Annotated in this window: 19 protein-coding genes, 1 tRNA gene and 1 other RNA gene; 17 read left to right on the top strand and 4 right to left on the bottom strand. The window is 40.6% G+C overall.

Going from position 1 to position 19,490, the window contains the following annotated elements; genetic code table 11:
• Positions 1-79 precede the first annotated feature (79 nt).
• The 8 genes from JOC54_RS22130 (at position 80) to JOC54_RS22095 (ending at position 8,643) form a co-directional block, all read left to right on the top strand.
• A complete protein-coding gene (locus JOC54_RS22130; RefSeq protein WP_204469272.1) occupies positions 80-1,273 on the top strand; it encodes a M24 family metallopeptidase in 1,194 nt (397 codons plus the stop codon).
• 17 nt (positions 1,274-1,290) lie between these two features.
• Positions 1,291-2,490, top strand: coding sequence for a cystathionine gamma-synthase family protein (locus JOC54_RS22125; RefSeq protein ID WP_204469271.1), 1,200 nt, complete (start codon positions 1,291-1,293; stop codon positions 2,488-2,490).
• 1 nt (position 2,491) lies between these two features.
• Complete coding sequence (locus JOC54_RS22120; protein ID WP_204469270.1) at positions 2,492-3,700, top strand: M20 metallopeptidase family protein; 1,209 nt, start codon at positions 2,492-2,494, stop codon at positions 3,698-3,700.
• The gene (locus JOC54_RS22115; protein ID WP_204469269.1) at positions 3,691-4,764 is read left to right on the top strand and encodes a homoserine dehydrogenase; all 1,074 of its coding nucleotides are present in this window, start codon (positions 3,691-3,693) and stop codon (positions 4,762-4,764) included. Before JOC54_RS22120 ends, JOC54_RS22115 begins: the two co-directional genes overlap by 10 nt.
• Before the next feature lie 11 nt (positions 4,765-4,775).
• Positions 4,776-6,212 (top strand): aldehyde dehydrogenase family protein, encoded by a 1,437-nt coding sequence (locus JOC54_RS22110; protein ID WP_204469268.1) that lies wholly within the window; start codon positions 4,776-4,778, stop codon positions 6,210-6,212.
• A gap of 205 nt (positions 6,213-6,417) precedes the next feature.
• Positions 6,418-7,221: a transporter substrate-binding domain-containing protein gene (locus tag JOC54_RS22105; RefSeq protein WP_204469267.1), complete on the top strand. Its 804-nt coding sequence runs from the start codon at positions 6,418-6,420 to the stop codon at positions 7,219-7,221.
• A 58-nt stretch (positions 7,222-7,279) separates the two neighbouring features.
• Positions 7,280-7,924, top strand: a complete 645-nt coding sequence (locus JOC54_RS22100) for an amino acid ABC transporter permease (protein ID WP_035422010.1) — start codon at positions 7,280-7,282, stop codon at positions 7,922-7,924.
• Positions 7,921-8,643, top strand: a complete 723-nt coding sequence (locus JOC54_RS22095) for an amino acid ABC transporter ATP-binding protein (protein WP_035422012.1) — start codon at positions 7,921-7,923, stop codon at positions 8,641-8,643. Before JOC54_RS22100 ends, JOC54_RS22095 begins: the two co-directional genes overlap by 4 nt.
• Positions 8,644-8,672: 29 nt before the next feature.
• Here the strand turns inward: JOC54_RS22095 and JOC54_RS22090 are convergent, their stop codons facing one another.
• The 4 genes from JOC54_RS22090 to JOC54_RS22075 all read right to left on the bottom strand — a co-directional run bounded on the left by JOC54_RS22090 (position 8,673) and on the right by JOC54_RS22075 (position 12,581).
• The gene (locus tag JOC54_RS22090) at positions 8,673-9,695 is read right to left on the bottom strand and encodes an ABC transporter ATP-binding protein (RefSeq protein WP_437183595.1); all 1,023 of its coding nucleotides are present in this window, start codon (positions 9,693-9,695) and stop codon (positions 8,673-8,675) included.
• A complete protein-coding gene (locus tag JOC54_RS22085; RefSeq protein WP_148298142.1) occupies positions 9,661-10,632 on the bottom strand; it encodes an ABC transporter ATP-binding protein in 972 nt (323 codons plus the stop codon). Before JOC54_RS22085 ends, JOC54_RS22090 begins: the two co-directional genes overlap by 35 nt.
• Positions 10,633-10,718: 86 nt before the next feature.
• Positions 10,719-11,669 (bottom strand): ABC transporter permease, encoded by a 951-nt coding sequence (locus tag JOC54_RS22080; protein WP_035422015.1) that lies wholly within the window; start codon positions 11,667-11,669, stop codon positions 10,719-10,721.
• Positions 11,670-11,684: 15 nt separating this feature from the next.
• Positions 11,685-12,581, bottom strand: coding sequence for an ABC transporter permease (locus JOC54_RS22075; RefSeq protein WP_035422017.1), 897 nt, complete (start codon positions 12,579-12,581; stop codon positions 11,685-11,687).
• 439 nt (positions 12,582-13,020) lie between these two features.
• Between JOC54_RS22075 and JOC54_RS22070 the strand changes: the two genes are divergently transcribed.
• The 9 genes from JOC54_RS22070 (at position 13,021) to JOC54_RS22030 (ending at position 19,213) form a co-directional block, all read left to right on the top strand.
• Complete coding sequence (locus tag JOC54_RS22070; protein WP_035422018.1) at positions 13,021-14,637, top strand: glutathione ABC transporter substrate-binding protein; 1,617 nt, start codon at positions 13,021-13,023, stop codon at positions 14,635-14,637.
• A gap of 102 nt (positions 14,638-14,739) precedes the next feature.
• Positions 14,740-14,829, top strand: a tRNA-Ser gene (locus JOC54_RS22065).
• 72 nt (positions 14,830-14,901) lie between these two features.
• On the top strand, positions 14,902-15,387 hold the full coding sequence (gene tadA, locus JOC54_RS22060; protein WP_437183594.1) for a tRNA adenosine(34) deaminase TadA: 486 nt from the start codon (positions 14,902-14,904) through the stop codon (positions 15,385-15,387).
• Between the two features lie 108 nt (positions 15,388-15,495).
• Positions 15,496-15,762: signal recognition particle sRNA large type (ffs, locus tag JOC54_RS22055), an RNA gene on the top strand.
• A 168-nt stretch (positions 15,763-15,930) separates the two neighbouring features.
• Positions 15,931-17,631, top strand: coding sequence for a DNA polymerase III subunit gamma/tau (gene dnaX / locus JOC54_RS22050; protein ID WP_204469261.1), 1,701 nt, complete (start codon positions 15,931-15,933; stop codon positions 17,629-17,631).
• 12 nt (positions 17,632-17,643) lie between these two features.
• The gene (locus tag JOC54_RS22045) at positions 17,644-17,955 is read left to right on the top strand and encodes a YbaB/EbfC family nucleoid-associated protein (protein ID WP_035422021.1); all 312 of its coding nucleotides are present in this window, start codon (positions 17,644-17,646) and stop codon (positions 17,953-17,955) included.
• A 12-nt stretch (positions 17,956-17,967) separates the two neighbouring features.
• Entirely contained in the window at positions 17,968-18,567 is a 600-nt protein-coding gene (gene recR, locus JOC54_RS22040) for a recombination mediator RecR (protein ID WP_054795060.1), read from the top strand.
• A 12-nt stretch (positions 18,568-18,579) separates the two neighbouring features.
• Complete coding sequence (locus JOC54_RS22035; RefSeq protein ID WP_054795061.1) at positions 18,580-18,798, top strand: YaaL family protein; 219 nt, start codon at positions 18,580-18,582, stop codon at positions 18,796-18,798.
• Positions 18,799-18,949: 151 nt separating this feature from the next.
• Positions 18,950-19,213 carry a pro-sigmaK processing inhibitor BofA family protein gene (locus JOC54_RS22030; RefSeq protein ID WP_035422025.1) on the top strand — a complete coding sequence of 88 codons (264 nt, stop codon included), beginning with the start codon at positions 18,950-18,952 and terminating at the stop codon, positions 19,211-19,213.
• The last annotated feature ends 277 nt before the right edge of the window (positions 19,214-19,490 follow it).

Raw genomic sequence — 19,490 nt, 5'->3', positions numbered from 1 at the left:
TTTGAATATTGAATGTTTATTTCTTTAAAGCTTAAACTTAGGGTAGATTTCTTAATAAGCTAGAGGAGGCTATTCTTACATGTTTCCATTTACACTAGAAGAATTTCAATCTCGTCTTATTGATACAAAGCGTAAAATGGTGGACTATGGCATTGACGTACTTCTCATCACAGACCCTGCCAATATGAATTATTTAGCAGGCTATAACGGCTGGTCTTTCTACGTCCACCAAATGCTAGTCATTCTGATTGATGAAGAGCAGCCAATTTGGATTGGACGCGGAATGGATGCCAATGTAGCGAAGCAAACAACATGGCTGTTGCATGAGCGAATCATTGCGTATCCAGATGACTATGTACAATCAACAGAAAAGCATCCAATGGAATTTATCGGAAAGATCTTAACCGATATCGGGCAGAGCACAAGAAACATTGGTGTTGAACTGGATACGTATTACTACACGGCAAAAGCACATAACCGCCTCACTCAGTCAATGCCAAACGCCTTATTTAAAGATGCTACAAATTTAGTTAACTGGGTGCGATTAATAAAATCAGAAGCAGAAATACACTATATGAAACAAGCCGGAAAAATAGCTGCAAAAGCGATGTATGCAGGAATGAATACAATTCGGTCAGGTGCGAGAGAGTGCGATGTTGTCGCAGATATCTACCATGCGCAAATCTCGGGTACAGAGGAAGCTGGTGGAGATTATCCAGCAATTGTTCCGCTCTTACCTTCAGGAATTAAAACCAATGCCCCACATATCACATGGACTGATCAACGTTATCCGAATGAAGAAACAGTCATTATTGAATTAGCAGGATGCCATCAGCGCTATCATGCACCGCTAGCACGAACCATAACAATTGGGACGCCTCAACAACGGGTCACAGATGTAGCGAGTATTGTGATCGAAGGTTTAAATGAGGTCCTTTCGTTTATAAAGCCTGGCGTTACTTGCGAACAAGTCGAACAGGTTTGGCAGAAGACGATTAACCGCTATGGCTTAAGGAAAGATTCACGTCTGGGCTACTCAACAGGCTTAAACTATCCGCCTGACTGGGGCGAGCATACAGCAAGCTTACGGAAAGGCGATTGTACCGTGTTAAAGGAGAATATGGCGTTCCATGTTATTCCTGGAATGTGGTACGAAGACTTTGGCGTTGAGATAAGTGAATCAATTCGTGTGACAGGTGACAGCTGCGAGCTCTTATGTGAGTTTCCAAGACAGTTGTTATCAAACCAATCATCAGTTGATTCAGCATCATAATAAGGAGGAATAAAGCGATGACAACGATAAATGAAGCAAAATTAGCAACAAAAGCAGTTTGGGCGGGGGAGAAGGACTATCTCGTACATGGAGCGACACAAGTTCCTGTTATTCCAAGTGTTGCTTTCGGTTATGACGATATGGATGAATGGTATGAAGTCGCGATCGGTCAAAAAAAAGGTCATATCTATGGTCGAAATACAAACCCTACCGTTCAAGCATTTGAAGATAAAGTAAAAGTTCTTGAAGATGCTAAGGCAGCAACGAGTTTTTCCACTGGAATGGCTGCAATTTCAAATACGCTTTATACCTTCTTACGTCCAGGTGATCGTGTCGTAACGATTAAAGATACGTATGGAGGAACAAATAAAATATTTACTGAATTCCTCCCGAATATGCAGGTAGACGTACAGTTTTGTGAAACCGGAAATGATGAACAAATACGGGCAGAAACAGAAAAAGGCTGTAAGATTCTCTATCTTGAAACGCCAACAAACCCGACTGTAAAAATTACCGATATAAAAAAGTGTGCTGAAGCAGCAAAAGAAGCAGGCGCTTTAGTTATTGTTGATAATACCTTTGCTACTCCTATTAATCAAAATCCACTCGCACTTGGAGCAGATTTAGTAATCCATAGCGCAACAAAGTTTCTAGGGGGCCATGCCGACGCGCTTGGAGGAGTAGTTGTCGGTAATGATACAACGCTTGTAGAAGCCATCTACCATTATCGTGAAATTAACGGAGCAACAATGGATCCATGGGCAGCTTATTTATTATTAAGAGGGATGAAGACACTGGATTTACGCGTCAAGCGCCAAGCTGAAAACGCTATGAAACTAGCCACATATCTGCAAAAGGTAGAGCATGTTGAAGCGGTTTTTTATCCTGGTCTAGTAGACCACCCAAATCATGAAATCGCGAGAGCGCAAATGTCTGGATTCGGTGGAATGCTTAGCTTTGCGGTTAAAGGCGGCGTTGATACTGTGCGTGATCTCTTACCGAAGCTTCAATATGCCAATCGCGCAGCAAACTTAGGGGCGGTTGAGACGACCGTAGGACCTGCAAGAACAACGAGCCATGTTGAATGTACGCCTGCAGAACGTGCCGCAATGGGTATTCCAGAAGGGTTAATTCGCGTGTCCTGCGGAGTTGAAGACGCTGACGATATTCTGCAAGATTTTAAACAAGCGTTTGCAGCAGTTCGTGTAGGCGTCTAATATGTCTGAGATTGTAGCTTGGGCCGAAGCAATACAAGAACAACTTGTTCGTTGGCGTCGCCACCTGCATCAGTATCCAGAATGTAGTTTTGAAGAAAAAGAAACAGCTGCTTTTGTAGCAAACGTTTTGAGTGAGATACCAGGGATAAAAGTGACGAGAAACGTAGGTGGTTACGGAGTAGTTGGCAAATTGGAGAGAGGTGGGGGACGAACAATCGCTTTGCGAGCGGATATGGACGCCTTACCAATTATCGAAGCAGCAGAAGTAACGTATGCAAGTAAGCATAGAGGTGTGATGCATGCTTGTGGACACGATGCCCACACAGCGATCCTGCTCGGTGCAGCTACTTTATTGAGTCGAAGCTTTCATGAGGATAGCGACTTGAACGGAACTGTGCTGTTTCTTTTTCAACCGGCTGAAGAATCAATGGACAGTGAAGGAAAGACAGGAGCTGTTCACTTGATTGAGCACGGTGTTCTTCAAGATGTTGAGATGGCTTTTGCTTTACATGTTTGTCCATGGCATAAAAAAGACACGATCCAACTGCATAGTGGACCGTCAATGGGAAGCATCGATGTATTTAAAGGGACAATTAGTGGGACGGGAGGTCATGGTGCTTATCCTCACTTAGGAAACGATCCTTTTTGGTTACTATCGCAAGTTCTCCCTGCACTCTATGCACTGACTGCTCGTCGCATTTCTCCACTTGAGGAGGCAGTTGTTAGCGTAGGTAAGATTAGTGGTGGAGAAGCAAATAATGTGATTCCGTCTGAAGTGCAAATTGAAGGTACCATTCGCTGTTACGATGAAACTGTCCGTCATTTATTGAAAAGGGATGTAGCGCAAGCCTTTGACATAGCAAAAGTGTTTGGAGGCAGAAGTCAGTGTCTGCTTACTGGAGGAGAACCTGCCTTAATGAATCATGAGAAAGCCGTCCGCCTTATCCAAGTGGTTGCTGCAGAACTTTACCCTCAGCACTCCATTGTTAATGAGCCTTATGGACTGGGAAGTGAAGACTTTGCCCATATAGCAAAAGAAACAACGGCAGCTCTGTTCTTTCTAGGTTGTCAGCCAGAATCAGGACAGTATGATCTGCATACGGATACATTTCAAATAGACGAAAGCTGTCTTAGTAAAGGTACATCAATAATGGCCGCAACAGCTATAGCTGCTTTAAAAGAGAAGGAGGAAGAAAGCTCATGTCATTAAAACTTGCATTACTTGGGTTTGGAGTAGTAGGTCAAGGTTTGGCAGAACATCTCGTTTCTAATGGTGAAAAAGCAAACAAAGCAGTAGGATTTGATCCAGTGGTGGTGGCAATCTCTGATTTTAAAAAGGGGTCAATTTATGATCCGGATGGACTTGATTTAACTAAGGTTCTTCAATGTTTAAAGGACCACGGCACACTCGATAACTATCCTGGTTCAGATCAGTTGGTTCGGGGACTGGATGCTGTCTCAACAATAGTCGAAACCAATGCTGATGTCATCGTAGAAGCCACTTTTACAAATGTCGTAACGGGTGAACCAGCAATTACCCATTGTAAGACAGCATTTGAAGCAAAAAAGCATGTGGTGATGACAAATAAAGGACCAATTGCACTCGCTTACCAGGAACTAAAAAAGCAGGCTGAGGACGAGGGGGTTTTTCTTGGATACGAGGGAACTGTTATGAGCGGCACACCTGCGCTGCGGCTGCCAGAGACCACATTAATTGGCAATACGATTACAAAAATAAGTGGTATTTTAAACGGAACAACAAATTATATGCTAACAAGAATGGAAGAAGGTCTAACGTATAAAAACGCTTTAAAAGAAGCGCAGGAGCAAGGATATGCAGAAGCTGACCCAACGAGTGACTTGGAAGGTTATGATGCCACGTACAAGGTGGTCATCTTGGCAAACGCCGTTATGGGCAAACCGCTTTTAATTGAAGAGGTTGAACGTCAGGGACTTCACACCCTGCAAGAAGATGTAGTACGTGAAGCAGCAGCATCTAATCAGTGTTGGAAAATGCTTGGAACAATAGAAGAACTCGAAGATGGAACAGTTGCAGCCTCTGTAAAACCTGTACTCATTGAGCGAACTCATCCGCTGGCAGCAATCACAGGCGCAACCAATGCCATTACGTATTCGTGTAATATGTCCGGTGATATTACGCTTACAGGTGCTGGCGCTGGAAAAAGTGAAACGGGTTATGCGCTATTCATTGATTTAATCTATTGTCATTTATTTATTGAGAAGCAAAACCAAGTCGTATCAACTTTTCGTTAGGAGGCGTAATCATGAAGCTTGATTTAAAACGACAAAAAATGTTGCTTGCTGGAGAATGGACCGATCGAGAAGAAACGATAGACGTTCGAAACCCTGAAAATGATGATTTGATTGCTACAGTACCACTTGCATCAATTGATGATATGGAAAAAGCAATTCAGCTAGCTAAAAAAGGAGCAATTGTTTCGTCCAATCTCCCTGTTCATAAGCGAATGTCTATTTTAAATAAAGCGGCTGACTATGTGCTTGCGCACGTTGAAGAGTATGCGAAGACAATTGCTTTAGAAGGAAGCAAAACCATTCGTGAAGCGAGAAAAGAAGCATCAAGATGTGTGGAAACACTTCGTTTATCTGCTGAAGAAGCAAGACGAATAACGGGAGAAACAATTCCATTTGACCAATCGCCAGGAGGGGAGGGGCGGTTGGGATACTATGAAAGCGGTCCTATCGGCATTATTGGAGCGATTACTCCGTTTAATGATCCATTAAACCTAGTTGCTCATAAGATTGGACCTGCGATTGCTGCAGGGAATGCAATTATCGTAAAACCAGCCTCGATTACACCATTAAGTGCTTTGTTTTTAGCGGAGGCATTTACTCATGCAGAACTACCAAATGGTATTTTATCCGTATTAACAGGTCCAGGCAGTGTTATCGGCGATTATTTAATGACACATCCCGCTGTGAGAATGATTTCATTTACCGGCGGTATGGAGGCAGGTCTGACAATCGCTAAAAAAGCAGGCTTAAAGAAAAAGAGTATGGAGCTTGGTTCGAACTCACCTGTTATTGTATTAAATGATGCGGATATAGAAGAGGCGGTAGCATCCTGTGTTAGTGGTGCGTTTTGGGCTGCTGGACAGAACTGTATTGGTGTACAACGAATGTATGTGCAGGAAGATGTATACGCTGAATTTAAGCAGCAATTCGTGCAGCAGGCTAAAGCATATAAGGTCGGTTTTAAACTAGATAAACAAACAGATATGGGACCACTCATTTCTGAAACAGAAGCGAAGAGAGTTGAGTTTATAGTGGATGATGCCGTGCGATCTGGCGCCTTACTCTTATGTGGTGGAAACCGAACTGAAGCTTTTTATGAACCAACTGTGCTAGAAAATGTGCCAAGTGACTGTCACTTAGGAAATGAAGAAATTTTTGGACCTGTTGCTCTCTTATATAAAATAAATTCATTAGAACAAGCGATCCATGAAGCGAATCAGACTGAATACGGCTTGCAGGCTGGCCTGTTTACAAAAGATCTCAACGTTGCGTTTAAAGTCATTCGTGAATTAAATGTAGGTGGTATTATGATCAATGATAGTTCGGATTTTCGAATTGATGCCATGCCATTTGGCGGGACAAAGCAGTCAGGTCTTGGGCGTGAAGGAGTTCGATTTGCGGTGCAAGAAATGACGGAGCAGAAGGTTGTTTGTTTTAAGATGGGATGATGATTTAAGAATCTGAGTAACCGATACTCAGATTCTTTTTTTTTTCAGACATGCTCAATAGTTTAAGAAAGCGTAAGGTATATTGTTCTTAAGGACAAATAGTATCGATGAAGAGCGATAATGGCAGATAATCCTTTTTGTCTATTTTAATTGGAAGTGATATCATAATATGAATTAACAGAAAATATTTAATGGAGGAATTAGTGTGAAAAAAATAACAAGAATTACAATAGCAACAATCACTCTTTCTTTGTTTACTGCATGTGGAGGAGCTGATTCATCTGGTGAGGGTGAAGCCTCTAACAATGGGTCTGGAGATGATTTGGTTACATATGAGATTGCGACTGATAATAATTTTGTACCGTTTGAATTTATTGACTTAGAAACAAATGAATTGATTGGTTTTGATATAGACTTAATGAAGGCAATTGCAGCTGAAGCAGGGTTTGCAGTTGAGTTTCATCAAATGGAGTTCTCTGGAGCATTAAATGGAGTACAGCAAGGACAATATGATGCTGCGATTAATGGGATGAGTATTACTGAGGAGCGGAAAGAAAACATTGATTTCTCTGACCCTTATTACGAGTCAGGCTTAATTTTAGCCGTTGCTGAAGAAAATGAAACGATTCAAACCATAGACGATCTTGATGCTACAACAACCGTTTCCACCAGACAAAGTTCTACTAGCCAGACGTATTTAGAAGAAAATACAGAAGCGGGTATTGATGCGTATCCAGAAATTACTGAAGCTTACCAAGCTTTAATGACAGGTCACGTTGATGCGGCGTTATATGATGTCCCGAACGTTCAATATTTTATTCAAGAGCAAGGGGAAGGATCAATGAAAATTGTTGGTGACAGGTTAACAGGTGAAGATTATGGGATTGCGTTCCCAAAAGGTTCTGATTTAGTTGACCCTGTAAATGAAGCACTGGCTACATTAATGGAAAATGGGACGTACGGTGATATCTATGAAGAGTATTTTGGTGAAAGACCAGAAGGAATGTAACGAACGAGACCAGCTCATGCGCGAGCATGGGCCTCTTTTATTGAAGGGAAGAGAGTGAATGGATTTAGATTTTGGCGCCTTACCGTTTTTAGTTGAGGGTTTAAAGCTAACACTTATTATTACGCTAGTCGGAGTTTTTTTTGGAAGTATAATTGGATCAATTCTAGGCTTAATGAAAATTTCTCGATTTAAACTAATTAAAGCGCTTTCTATTGTGTTTGTCGAAATCGTTCGTGGTACACCGTTGCTAGCCCAAATATTCTTTATCCATTTTGGAATACCAGGACTGCTAGGCATGAGGTTTGATCCGTTGTATACAGGAATTTTCGTAATTGCAATTAACTCAGGAGCCTATATTGCTGAAATTGTTAGAGGTGGTGTACAGTCAATTGATAGAGGTCAAATGGAAGCTGGTCGATCACTAGGATTAACTGGGATTCAAACAATGCGACACATTATTTGGCCACAAGCTGTAAAAGTAATGATTCCACCGTTTGGTAACCAGTTTATTATTAGCTTAAAAGATACGTCGTTGCTCTCTTCTATTGCTGTGGGGGAGTTGATGTATCAAAGCAGAATGTATACTGGGAACACATTCTCTTATTTTGATACATTCTTACTTGTTTGTTTGTTTTATTTAGCAATTACGATACCAGCGACAATCCTATTACGCTACACAGAACGGAGACTTGAACGCTCATGATAAAGGTATTAGATTTACATAAGAGTTTTGGGAAGAATGAGGTTCTTAAAGGAATTTCAACAGAAATTAATGAAAAAGAGGTAGTTTGTGTTATCGGACCTTCGGGTTCAGGCAAGAGTACGTTCCTAAGATGTTTAAATAGACTTGAGGAGATTACATCCGGTGAAGTGCATGTTAATGGGATAAATATCGCAGACTCTAAAGTTAATATTAATCAAATTCGTGAAGATGTGGGTATGGTGTTTCAACACTTTAATTTATTTCCTCACAAAACAGTGTTAGAAAACGTCACGCTCGCACCATTAAAGGTTAAGAAGGAAAATAAGGAAATGGCCAAACAAGCAGCACTCGCTTTACTAGAAAAAGTAGGTTTAGGAGAAAAAGCAAACGCCTTTCCAGCCAGCCTTTCTGGGGGGCAAAAGCAGCGTGTTGCAATCGCTCGTGCTTTGTCTATGAATCCTAAAGTGATGTTATTTGATGAACCAACTTCCGCTTTAGATCCTGAACTTGTTGGTGATGTGTTACAAGTAATGAAAGAACTAGCGCTAGAAGGAATGACAATGGTCGTTGTTACCCATGAGATGGGGTTCGCTAGAGAAGTTGGCGACAGAGTATTTTTTATGGACGATGGTTTAATTCTTGAAGAAGGAACGCCGGGAGAACTTTTTGATAGGACGAAGCATGAACGGACTAAAGAGTTTTTGAGCAAAGTCTTATAAAAAAGAGTCGCCGTACGGCGACTCTTTTGTTAAGCATATGAAGGTTGACGTGTACCTGCAGTAATCTCTTCCATGTAGTGACAAGCGCCTTGGTGTCCTTCTAACATATCTTCAGTGGTGCGAAGTTCAGGTGTTTCCGTACGGCATTTATCCGTTGCGAATGGACAACGTGTATGGAAACGGCAGCCAGCTGGCGGATCGATTGGAGAAGGTACATCTCCTTGCAAGATAATACGCTCTTTTTTCGTACCAGGGTCTGTACTAGGAATAGCAGACAATAACGCTTTTGTATAAGGATGTTGTGGGTTATCAAATACCGACTTCTTATCGCCAATTTCCACGATTCGTCCAAGATACATGACAATTACCCGATCCGAAATATGACGAACAACACCTAAATCATGGGATATAAATAGATAAGTTAAATTACGTTCTCGTTGTAATTTTTTTAATAAGTTAATAACCTGCGCTTGAATTGAAACATCCAAAGCAGATACAGCTTCATCACAAATAATTAGCTTTGGATTAACGGCTAGTGCACGGGCAATCCCAACACGCTGCCTTTGACCACCACTAAATTCATGAGGAAAGCGGTCAATTTGGTGTTCTCCAAGACCAACTGTTCTCATTAATTCACGAATAATCTCATCATGTTTTTTAACTGGTGCGACTTTCTGAATCGTCATGGCTTCAGAGAGCACTTGGCGAACTGTCTGGCGCGGGTTAATAGAAGCGTATGGATCTTGGAAAATGATTTGTAAGTCATTACGCTTCTTGCGCATCGAACCGCGACCTAAAGCAAGTAGATCTTCTCCTTGGAATTCCACTTCCCCTTCAGTTGGTTCGTCAAGGCGAAGAATCGCCCGACCCGTTGTTGATTTTCCACAACCTGACTCACCAACGATTGATACCGTTTCACCTTCTTTAATCTCGAACGTTATATCGTCAACCGCTTTAACATGATTCACAGTCCGGCCAAGAAATCCACCTTTTATCGGAAAATATTGCTTAAGCCCATTAACTTTGAGCAGCGTAGTTTTCGTAGTCGTCACGAACATTCACCTCCGGGCCATCCCATTTATCCGAATAAATCCAACAGCGTACTTGACTTCCATCCGCTTTCGTCTCAAGCTCAGGAAGCTCTTTGCAAATCTCGCTTGCAAACGGGCAACGAGGCGCAAAGCGACATCCTGCCGGCATATCAGCAGGCGCTGGTACAGAGCCTTTAATAATGGCCAAATCACCTTCAATATCTTCATCGTGTTTCGGCAATGATTTCATTAAGCCAACTGTATACGGGTGATTTGGTTTGTTGAAAAGATTACTAATTTCCGCATATTCAACAACTTGTCCTCCATACATAACCGCTACGTGATCACATGTCTCAGCCACAACCCCAAGGTCATGCGTAATCATAATAACGGACATACCAAGACGATTCTGTAAGTCTCTAATCAATTCTAAGATCTGTGCTTGAATGGTTACGTCAAGCGCTGTGGTTGGTTCATCTGCGATTAACAGCTCAGGATTACAAGCAAGGGCAATCGCAATCATTACGCGCTGACGCATCCCACCAGACAATTCAAATGGATATTGATCAATCCGTTTTTCAGGGGAAGGGATCCCAACAAGCTTAAGCATATCAATTGATCGAACGCGTGCTTGTTTTTTTGATAAGTTTTCGTGAATCCGGAAAGATTCACTAATTTGCTGTCCAACAGTAAAGGTTGGGTTAAGCGACGTCATTGGTTCTTGGAAAATCATTGAAATTTCATTTCCGCGAATTTTTCTCATCTGAGCGTTTGTTTTTTTAGTTAGATCTTCACCTTTAAATAGAATTTCGCCGTCTTTTACTCTTCCCGGTGCTGAGAGCAAATTCAAGATGGAAAGGGAGGTGATGCTTTTACCAGAACCAGATTCACCGACAATACCGATTGTTTTCCCTTTTTCAACTGAAAATGTCACGCCGTCAACGGCTTTAACTTCCATTTCTTTAGTGAAAAACGATGTACGAAGATCTTTTATTTGCAATATCGTTTCGTTAGCCAATCGTTCCACACCTTTCTTCTACAGTATTATTCTGAGTCAACTCGTTTATTTACTAAGCGGTAAGATATATCGACAAGTAACGTTACTAACACAAAGCAGAGTGAAGCGATTAGAATTCCACCTTGCATAACAGGGAAGTCACGTCTAGTAATCGCATCAGTAATCATTCGTCCCATACCGTCAATCGCAAATACGTTTTCGGCAAGTACCGCACCACCTAAAAGACCACCAAAGCTCAGCCCAACAATCGTTATAACTGGAATAAGAGCATTTTTCAACGCGTGTTGATAAATAACATAACGTTCTTTAACACCTTTTGCTCGCGCGGTCCGTATATAATCCTGATTGATGACTTCAAGCATACTTGATCGAGTCATCCGCGCAATAATCGCAGCACCAGAAATACCTAGCATAGCAACCGGTAATACTAGCTGATCAAAGTTGCCCCAACCTGAAGCTCTAAACCAACCTGTGTCAATATAGTTCCCTATAATAGGAAGGTTTCCTAAAGCAAACCATTGAATTAAAAGTAGACCTAACCAGAAGTTTGGCATCGACATTCCAAACATAGCAACAACCATAATACCGGAATCCGTTAAGGATCCTCGTTTTGTTGCTGATAATATACCCGCTATTAATCCTAAAAAGATACTTAAGATCGTACTGTAGATTGCCAGTTCGATTGTTATAGCAAGCCGCGGAAATAACATGGATGACACTGATTGACCTGTAGTTATAGAGTTTCCGAGATCAAGTTGAAACAAATCTCCCATGTAGTTAAAGTATTGAACTGGCAGAGGATCATTGAGTCCTAATCGCTCTGTAATCGCATCAATTTGTTGTTGCGTTGCATTTTCCCCAGCCAAAGCTTGAGCTGGATTACCCGGAATAAAATGCATTAAGCTAAAGACGAGTATCGTTACCCCAAGCAATACAGGAATTGTTTGTATTAAACGACGTATAATAAATTTAAACACTGTAACACCTCTCTTCTATCGTTTTAATTTAGGATCTAGCGCATCACGAATTCCATCGCCAAAAATATTAAAGGCGATAACGAATAAAACAATGGCAAGTCCTGGGAAGTAGGTCATATGTGGCGCTTGGTACATATAATTACGCCCATCGTTTAGCATGGAGCCCCATTCTGGTGAAGGCTCAGGAGCACCTAATCCTAAAAACGATAGCCCGGCAGCTGCCAGTACCCCTGTCGCTATAGAAAGCGTCGTTTGTACGATAAGAGGAGATAATGTATTAGGTAATATATGTTTAAAGATAATACGCCCATCGCTCGCGCCTAATGCACGAACGGCATCAATGTACTCTAATTTACGCACTGCCAGCGTTGAACCGCGAGCGATCCGAGCAAATACAGGGAATGAACTTACCGCAATTGCCAGAATAATGTTTTCAAGCCCTGATCCAAGCGTAGCAACAATTGCTAAAGCGAGTACAATACTTGGAAAAGCTAGTAAAATGTCCATTATTCTCATAACAATTGTGTCAATAATCCCGCCGTAATAGCCTGATATAACTCCTATCGTAATTCCTACAGAAGCAGCAATTGCAACGGATCCAAATCCAATAATAAAAGTTGTGCTCATTCCATGGAGAATTCGAGACAAAATATCTCTTCCATATTGATCAGTCCCGAACCAGTTTTCGGCAGTAGGACCTAAAAGCTGTTTTGTATAGTCGTGCTGATTAATTCCTTCTGAAGCAATGTTAGGACCAATAATAGCTAAAATTGCTAGAATGATGATTAAAGACCCACCAATAATGGCAGAGTTATTGGTTACGAGCCTCTTTAAAAAAGCCTTCCAATTACGAATAAAAGGACTTTGAGCTTTTTTAGGCGTAGTCTTTTGGACTGAAGTGTTTTGCGACATCTACAACTTCCTTTCTTTACAAATCTTCTTTTTCCATTGGTAAAGCAGCATTTGTTGATTATACAAAAAATAATCGGTTGAAACAATCTGAAAATAACGTTCTTAGGATAATAGTTTAGTGTAAGAAAGATAAACATGCAAAGGAAATTTTTTGAATGGTCCTATTTTCACTATAACTTATGTAAAGGACTAATAAAATAGAGTTAATAAGCGAACGTACGTATGTAGTCCAAATATATAAAGTAGAAAAGATCTTTCAATTAAAATATTTAAACAGTCATTTAATTTGTTATTTTGGAATATTAAAACGCACACGAACTAGGACTTTGGAATCAAATAGTAGGAAAAGTTGATTATTTAGATTGCTGAATTATTCGTTATCGTATAGAATTAAGCTTGCTTTACACATAAAAGTACATCATATCAAGGGGGAAATTAGATGAAACGCTTTAAAGGTTCATTATATGGTTTAGCTGCGTTATCATTAGCTGTTGGCTTAGCTGCTTGTTCAAGCGAACCAGGCGATGATAATAATGGTGGTGGTACAGACGGAGGAAATGGTGGCGACAACGGTGGCGGAGAAGCTGCTGAAGGCGGAGACTTCGTTATGGTTGCTCAAGGGCATATTAGCGGACTCGATCCTCACCAAGTGAATGATGTTCCTTCAGGTCAAATCCAAGAGCAGATTTATGAAGGTTTAGTTAAATTTGACGAAGAGTTAAATATCGTTGAATCGCTAGCTGAAGATTTCGAAGCTGATGGTAATAGATTGTGGTTTAAATTAAGAGAAGATGTAACGTTCCACGATGGCGAAGCGTTTAATGCAGAAGCTGTAAAAGCAAACATAGAGCGCATCATTGATCCTGATATTAATTCTCAGCGTGCATTTTTATTTGAAGATATTTCAGAAATTAATGTTATCGGTGATTATGAAATTGAATTTTTAACTGAGGAAGTTTATGCTCCATTAATCTTTAGCTTTGCTCACGGTGGCGGATTTATGATTAGCCCAGCTGTTATTGCTGAAGACTATGAAGCTATGGAAGGCGGAGCAGAGCCTTATACAGTTGTTAATGAGAAGCCAATGGGGACAGGCTACTTTAAATATCAATCAGGAGTAGCTGGTTCTGGTGATATCGTAATGGAACGTAATGAAGATTACTGGGGTGACAATGCGTTACTCGATACAGTAACTTTTAAAGTTGTTCCGGATCTATCAACACGTGTAGCAGAAATAGAGCGTGGAGATGCGCACCTTGCTTTGGGTGTAGATTCTACTGCAATTCCACAAATTGACGCTATGCCTGATGGTGAATTATTGCAAACTGAAGGAATTTCTGCTTCTTATTATGGTTTTAATACAACTGTAGAGCCATTTGATAATCCAGATGTTCGTCGCGCAATTGCAATGGCAATTGATAACGAATCAATTCTTAATAACATTATGGATGGATACGGAAGAGCGGCACAAGGTCCAATTCCTCCTAGTGTATTTGGTTATGATGATTCACTTGAGACGATTCCTTACGATCCAGAAGCTGCACGTGAATTGCTTGCAGATGCAGGGGTAGAGGATCTTTCAGTAGAAATCCGTACAAATGATTCTGATACACGAGTTCGTATGGCTAACTACATGATTGCTGCACTTGAAGATATTGGTGTATCAGCTACAATTAATGCTTCTGATTTTCCGACTTATTTAGAAGATACAGCTAACGGTAACCATGAAATGTACATTCTTGGTTGGAGTTCTGCAACAGCTGATGCAGATTATGCGTTAGCACCTTTATTCCACTCAGAAAGTTCAGCAGCAAGCGGAAACCGTTCGTTCTATTCAAATGAAGAAGTTGATAGTTTGTTAGAAGCTGCTGTAGTTGAAGCAGATGAGAACACTCGTCTTCAAATGTACAGTGATGCACAACAAATTATCATGGATGAAGCTCCAATGGTCTTTACAACGTACACAGATTATTTGAAAGCAGTACGTAGTGAGGTTGAAGGACTTGTTATTACAGCTTCAGACGGTATTGAGCTACAAGGTGTATCTATTCAGTAATTAATAGGAAGAAAACCGACGCTGATTGCGTCGGTTTTTTTATTTTAAAAAACAGTTGCCAAATGAAAAATAATTTGTTATGATAGCTCTTGTCAGTCAAACGGAGGAATACCCAAGTCCGGCTGAAGGGATCGGTCTTGAAAACCGACAGGCGGGTCAAACCGCGCGGGGGTTCGAATCCCTCTTCCTCCTTCATTGTTATAAAACACGCCCTCTACTAGAGGGCGTGTTTTTTCGTAAATTAGGAAAAGGATGTGGGATGCTTTGGTTAATTCGACGGAAGATTGGATGAGACTAGCTCTTGAACAAGCCGATCATGCTGCTATCTTGAATGAAGTTCCGATTGGTGCCGTTATCGTAAAAGATAATGAAGTTATTTCTGCAGCTTTTAACTTACGTGAAACGAATCAAGATTCTCTTGCTCATGCGGAATTACTAGCAATTAAACGGGCATGTGATGCACTTGGGACATGGCGTCTGGAAGATTGTACCCTTTACGTCACGCTTGAGCCTTGCCCGATGTGTGCAGGTGCGATTGTACAGTCTCGTATTCCGACTGTTGTTTACGGAGCGAAAGATGAAAAAGCGGGATGTGCCGGAACCCTAATGAACTTGTTGGAAGAACCTCGGTTTAACCACCGGTGCGAAGTGATAGCGGGTGTGTTGGAACATGAATGTGGTGATCGTTTAACTCGTTTTTTTAAAGAATTAAGGCTAAGAAAGAAAGCGAAGAAACTAGATAAAGCTTAGTCTAAATCTAGTTAACGCTTCTTATGTGTAAACCTTGCATTTCTGAGGTTAGTGACGTATACTTAGATTTGCGTCATTTGATGGCGTTTGATTATGTTATTCAATTTGCCGTGCTAGACGGGGAGGTAGCGGTGCCCTGTAACTCGCAATCCGCTGTAGCGAGGTTGAATTCCATTTTGAGGTTTCGATTTTGTAAGGTCTGCCCTAAGTAAGTGGTGTTGACATTTGGGTTCTGCGCAACGGAAACCTATGAATCCTGTCAGGTCCGGAAGGAAGCAGCAGTAAGTAGATCCTTCCGTGTGCCGCAGAGGTGCCTGGATCGAGCTAACTGTTTAAGTAACGCTTATGGATTCGTTATCGAGGAATGGTGCACGGTATTTAATTTATAAAATGAAACAAGAGTTGGCTGGAGACAGCTGACTCTTTTTTTATTGATTCTAGATGAAAACGTTAATAGATTAGACGAAATATGCAGGTTTACTTTAAACACGATTTAGAAAAGGCTATAATAGGAATACGACTGTAGAAAACGAGGAGGAGCTTATGAGTTACCAAGCCCTTTATCGTGTTTGGCGACCACAGCTACTTCAAGATGTTGTTGGACAAACACATATTACCAAAACATTGCAAAATGCGCTCATCCAGGAAAAGATGGCGCATGCATATCTCTTCTCAGGACCGAGGGGAACAGGAAAAACAAGCGCCGCAAAAATCGTTGCAAAAGCGGTTAACTGTGAAGAAGCTCCTACGAATGAACCTTGTAATATCTGCAAGAGCTGCATAGGAATAACCGAGGGTTCCATTGTTGATGTGATTGAAATTGATGCTGCTTCTAACAATGGTGTAGATGAGATAAGAGATATTCGTGATAAGGTGAAATATGCTCCGACCGAAGTAGCTTACAAAGTATATATTATTGATGAAGTTCATATGTTATCAACTGGTGCATTTAATGCACTCTTAAAAACACTAGAGGAACCTCCGGCGCACGTCATTTTTATATTAGCAACAACAGAACCACACAAAATTCCATTAACGATTCTTTCAAGGTGCCAACGCTTTGATTTTAAGCCAATATCTAATGAAGAATTGGTTAGTCGAATGACGCTGATACTTGATAAAAATAATCAATTGTATGAAGAAGATGCACTAAAGCTCATTGCGCAAGCGGCAGATGGTGGAATGCGAGACGCGTTAAGTCTTTTGGATCAAGCCATCTCCTTCTCAGAAGAGAAAGTTGCAATAAATGACGTTTTAACAATAACCGGCGCTGTCTCTCATGAAGCATTAAATACATTAGTCGCTGCATTGGCACAAAAAAATGCGAGATTATCGTTAGAAACAATTGATGAAACATTAAAGAATGGAAAAGACCCTAAACGATTATTGGAAGATATGATTCTGTATTTCCGAGATTTATTACTCTACAAAGCAGCGCCAGAAGTAGATGGGTTGTTTGAGCGAGCTAAGCTTAATGATTCATTTAAGCAGTTGGCGGATCAGTTTCAATTAAATGATCTACAAGAGAGTATGCAGATATTAAATGAGAGTCAACAAGAGATAAAATGGGCAGCAAAGCCGAAGATTGTTTTAGAAATGGCTGTTGTTCAACTGATGGCAGTCACACCTAAAGTCCAGCAAGAATCGGTTAACAACCAGCAGTGGGATCAACTAAAATTACAAATTAAGCAATTGGAAGAAAAATTAGCTAACTTGAGTCAGCGTCCTGTTCAAGTCCAGCCAGTATCAAATGAACCAAATGAAACGCAAAAAACACAGCGGAGAAGGGTTTCAAATCAAGGTGGAAAAGGGCGGGTTGGATCAACGGCTGCCATGAAAGATGTTCTGGATCAGGCTGATAAAAACAGCCTTCAAGAAACAACTAGTAAATGGGGTTCTGTAATGGAACAAGTGAAAGCTACAAGTGTTCCAGCCCATGCTTGGTTAAATGACTGTAAACCTGTAGCTGCGTCAAAAACAAAGGTGTTGTTGGCGTTTCAAAATGAAATGCATCGTGATATGATGGATACAAAGTTTCGAGAGGTTCTTAGTCAAGTGCTCCAGCAAGTTTTTGGAGAACGGTCTGAGTTTGTAACACTGTTAAACCGTCAATGGGAACAGCTGAAGGAAGAGTACGTCAAGGGTCAACAGAACGATCAGGATCAGACAGAGAAGAGTGACCCGCTTATTGATGAAGCAGTAAAATTAGTTGGTGAAGATTTAATCGAAATTATCGATTCTTAAGGAGATGTTTATATGAAAAACATGGGTAATATGATGAAGCAAATGCAAAAAATGCAAAAACAAATGGCGAAGGCGCAGGAAGAATTAAAAGAAAAGACTGTAGAAGCAACTGTTGGTGGCGGTATGGTAACGGTTATAGCTTCAGGTGACAAACGCATACTCGAAGTAAACATATCAGAAGACGTTGTAGATCCTGATGATATTGAAATGTTACAAGACCTTATTATTGCAGCGACAAACGAAGCACTTAAGCAAGTAGATGAACTAGTTGAGCAAGATATGGGTAAGTTTACGAAAGGGCTAAATATGCCAGGTATGTTTTAGGAGGCTAGTTCATTGCAATATCCAAAACCAATTGCAAAATTAATAGAAGGATTTACGCGCTTACCGGGTATTGGGCCTAAAACGGCAAGTCGTCTAGCTTTTCATGTATTAGATATGAAAGAAGACGATGTACTTGATTTTGCGAAGGCGTTAGTTCACGCAAAGCGCGATCTAACGTATTGCTCTTTTTGTCATAGTATAACGGACTCGGATCCATGTATGATTTGCGATGATTCACATAGAGATCAGACAACGATCTGTGTCATACAAGAATCTCGTGATTTAATTGCGATGGAAAAAATGCGTGAATACACAGGTCTTTATCATGTGCTACACGGTGCTATTTCTCCAATGGATGGGATCGGTCCGGAAGATATTAAGGTTGCTGAGTTAATTAAACGGCTCCAATCAAATGACCAGGTTGAAGAAGTTATTATAGCGACCAACCCAACAATTGAAGGTGAAGCGACGGCAATGTATATCTCACGTTTGATCAAACCAACGGGAATTAAAGTAACACGGTTAGCTCATGGACTTCCAGTTGGTGGAGATTTGGAGTATGCGGATGAAGTTACGCTTTCAAAAGCAATTGAGGGAAGACGAGAGCTGTAAGGTGGAGACAGAATGCTAGGGTTTAAAAAAAAGGGCTTACAATGGAAAGAAGAAAATGAGCGTTTGTATGGCCATCTTGATTTAGTGAGGGAGAGACTTGATTATAAAAAAAAGCTCCTCAATCACAGCATTGATGTTTCAGATGAAGTTTTAATAGAAGTGAAGCGATCTGAAATGATTTATTCTCTATTGTTAAGAGAAGCGCGGATTCGCCATAACAGAAAGCGATAAAGAACACCGGGTACTTTAATTTCGAGTATCCGGAGTTCTTTTTTATTTATTTGTAAAACATTTCACTATATAAAGCGTAGTGGTGGTTCTAATTTTTAAGGAACTCACATAAAGTTTGGGAAAGACGAGCTATATGTCGAGGAGGGATGAATTGGAACCTTGGTTAATTGTATTGCTATTTCTTAGTGTGGTAGTTTTATTATTGCTAGTGGGGGCTTCTGCAAAACCATTTCGTTTGGCGGGACAATTAGGTGTGCGATTAGTAATTGGTGCGCTTCTTCTTTTCTTATTAAATTCGTTTACAACAATGACAAGTTTATTCATACCAATCAACATCGTAACAACAAGTGTTGTCGCTGTTTTGGGGTTACCAGGTATGGCTTTACTTCTTGCTATCCAAGAATTCATCTTATAGAAATTCACCCTTCATACAACTTGTAAGAAGGGTTTTTAATTTTTCTCTTGTTATATTCTTTAAGACATGTTATATTATTTCTTGTCCTCATTTGAGCAAATTGCTCTAAAAAAACTTTTTAAAAAAAGTATTGACGAGGAAGTTAATAAAATGGTATATTAATTGAGTCGCCAAGAGAGAGTGGCGCAAACGAGTTCTTTGAAAACTGAACAAAAGCCAAGCGTAATAAAGAGATACAAGGTATCTCGTCAATGAAAGTCGTAGAATGGTATTCTAC

Source organism: Shouchella xiaoxiensis (genome assembly GCF_016907895.1).
GTDB lineage: Bacteria > Bacillota > Bacilli > Bacillales > Bacillaceae_D > Shouchella > Shouchella xiaoxiensis.
The sequence above is the reverse complement of the archived record's forward strand: the minus strand, read 5'-3'. Positions and strand labels throughout refer to the sequence as shown.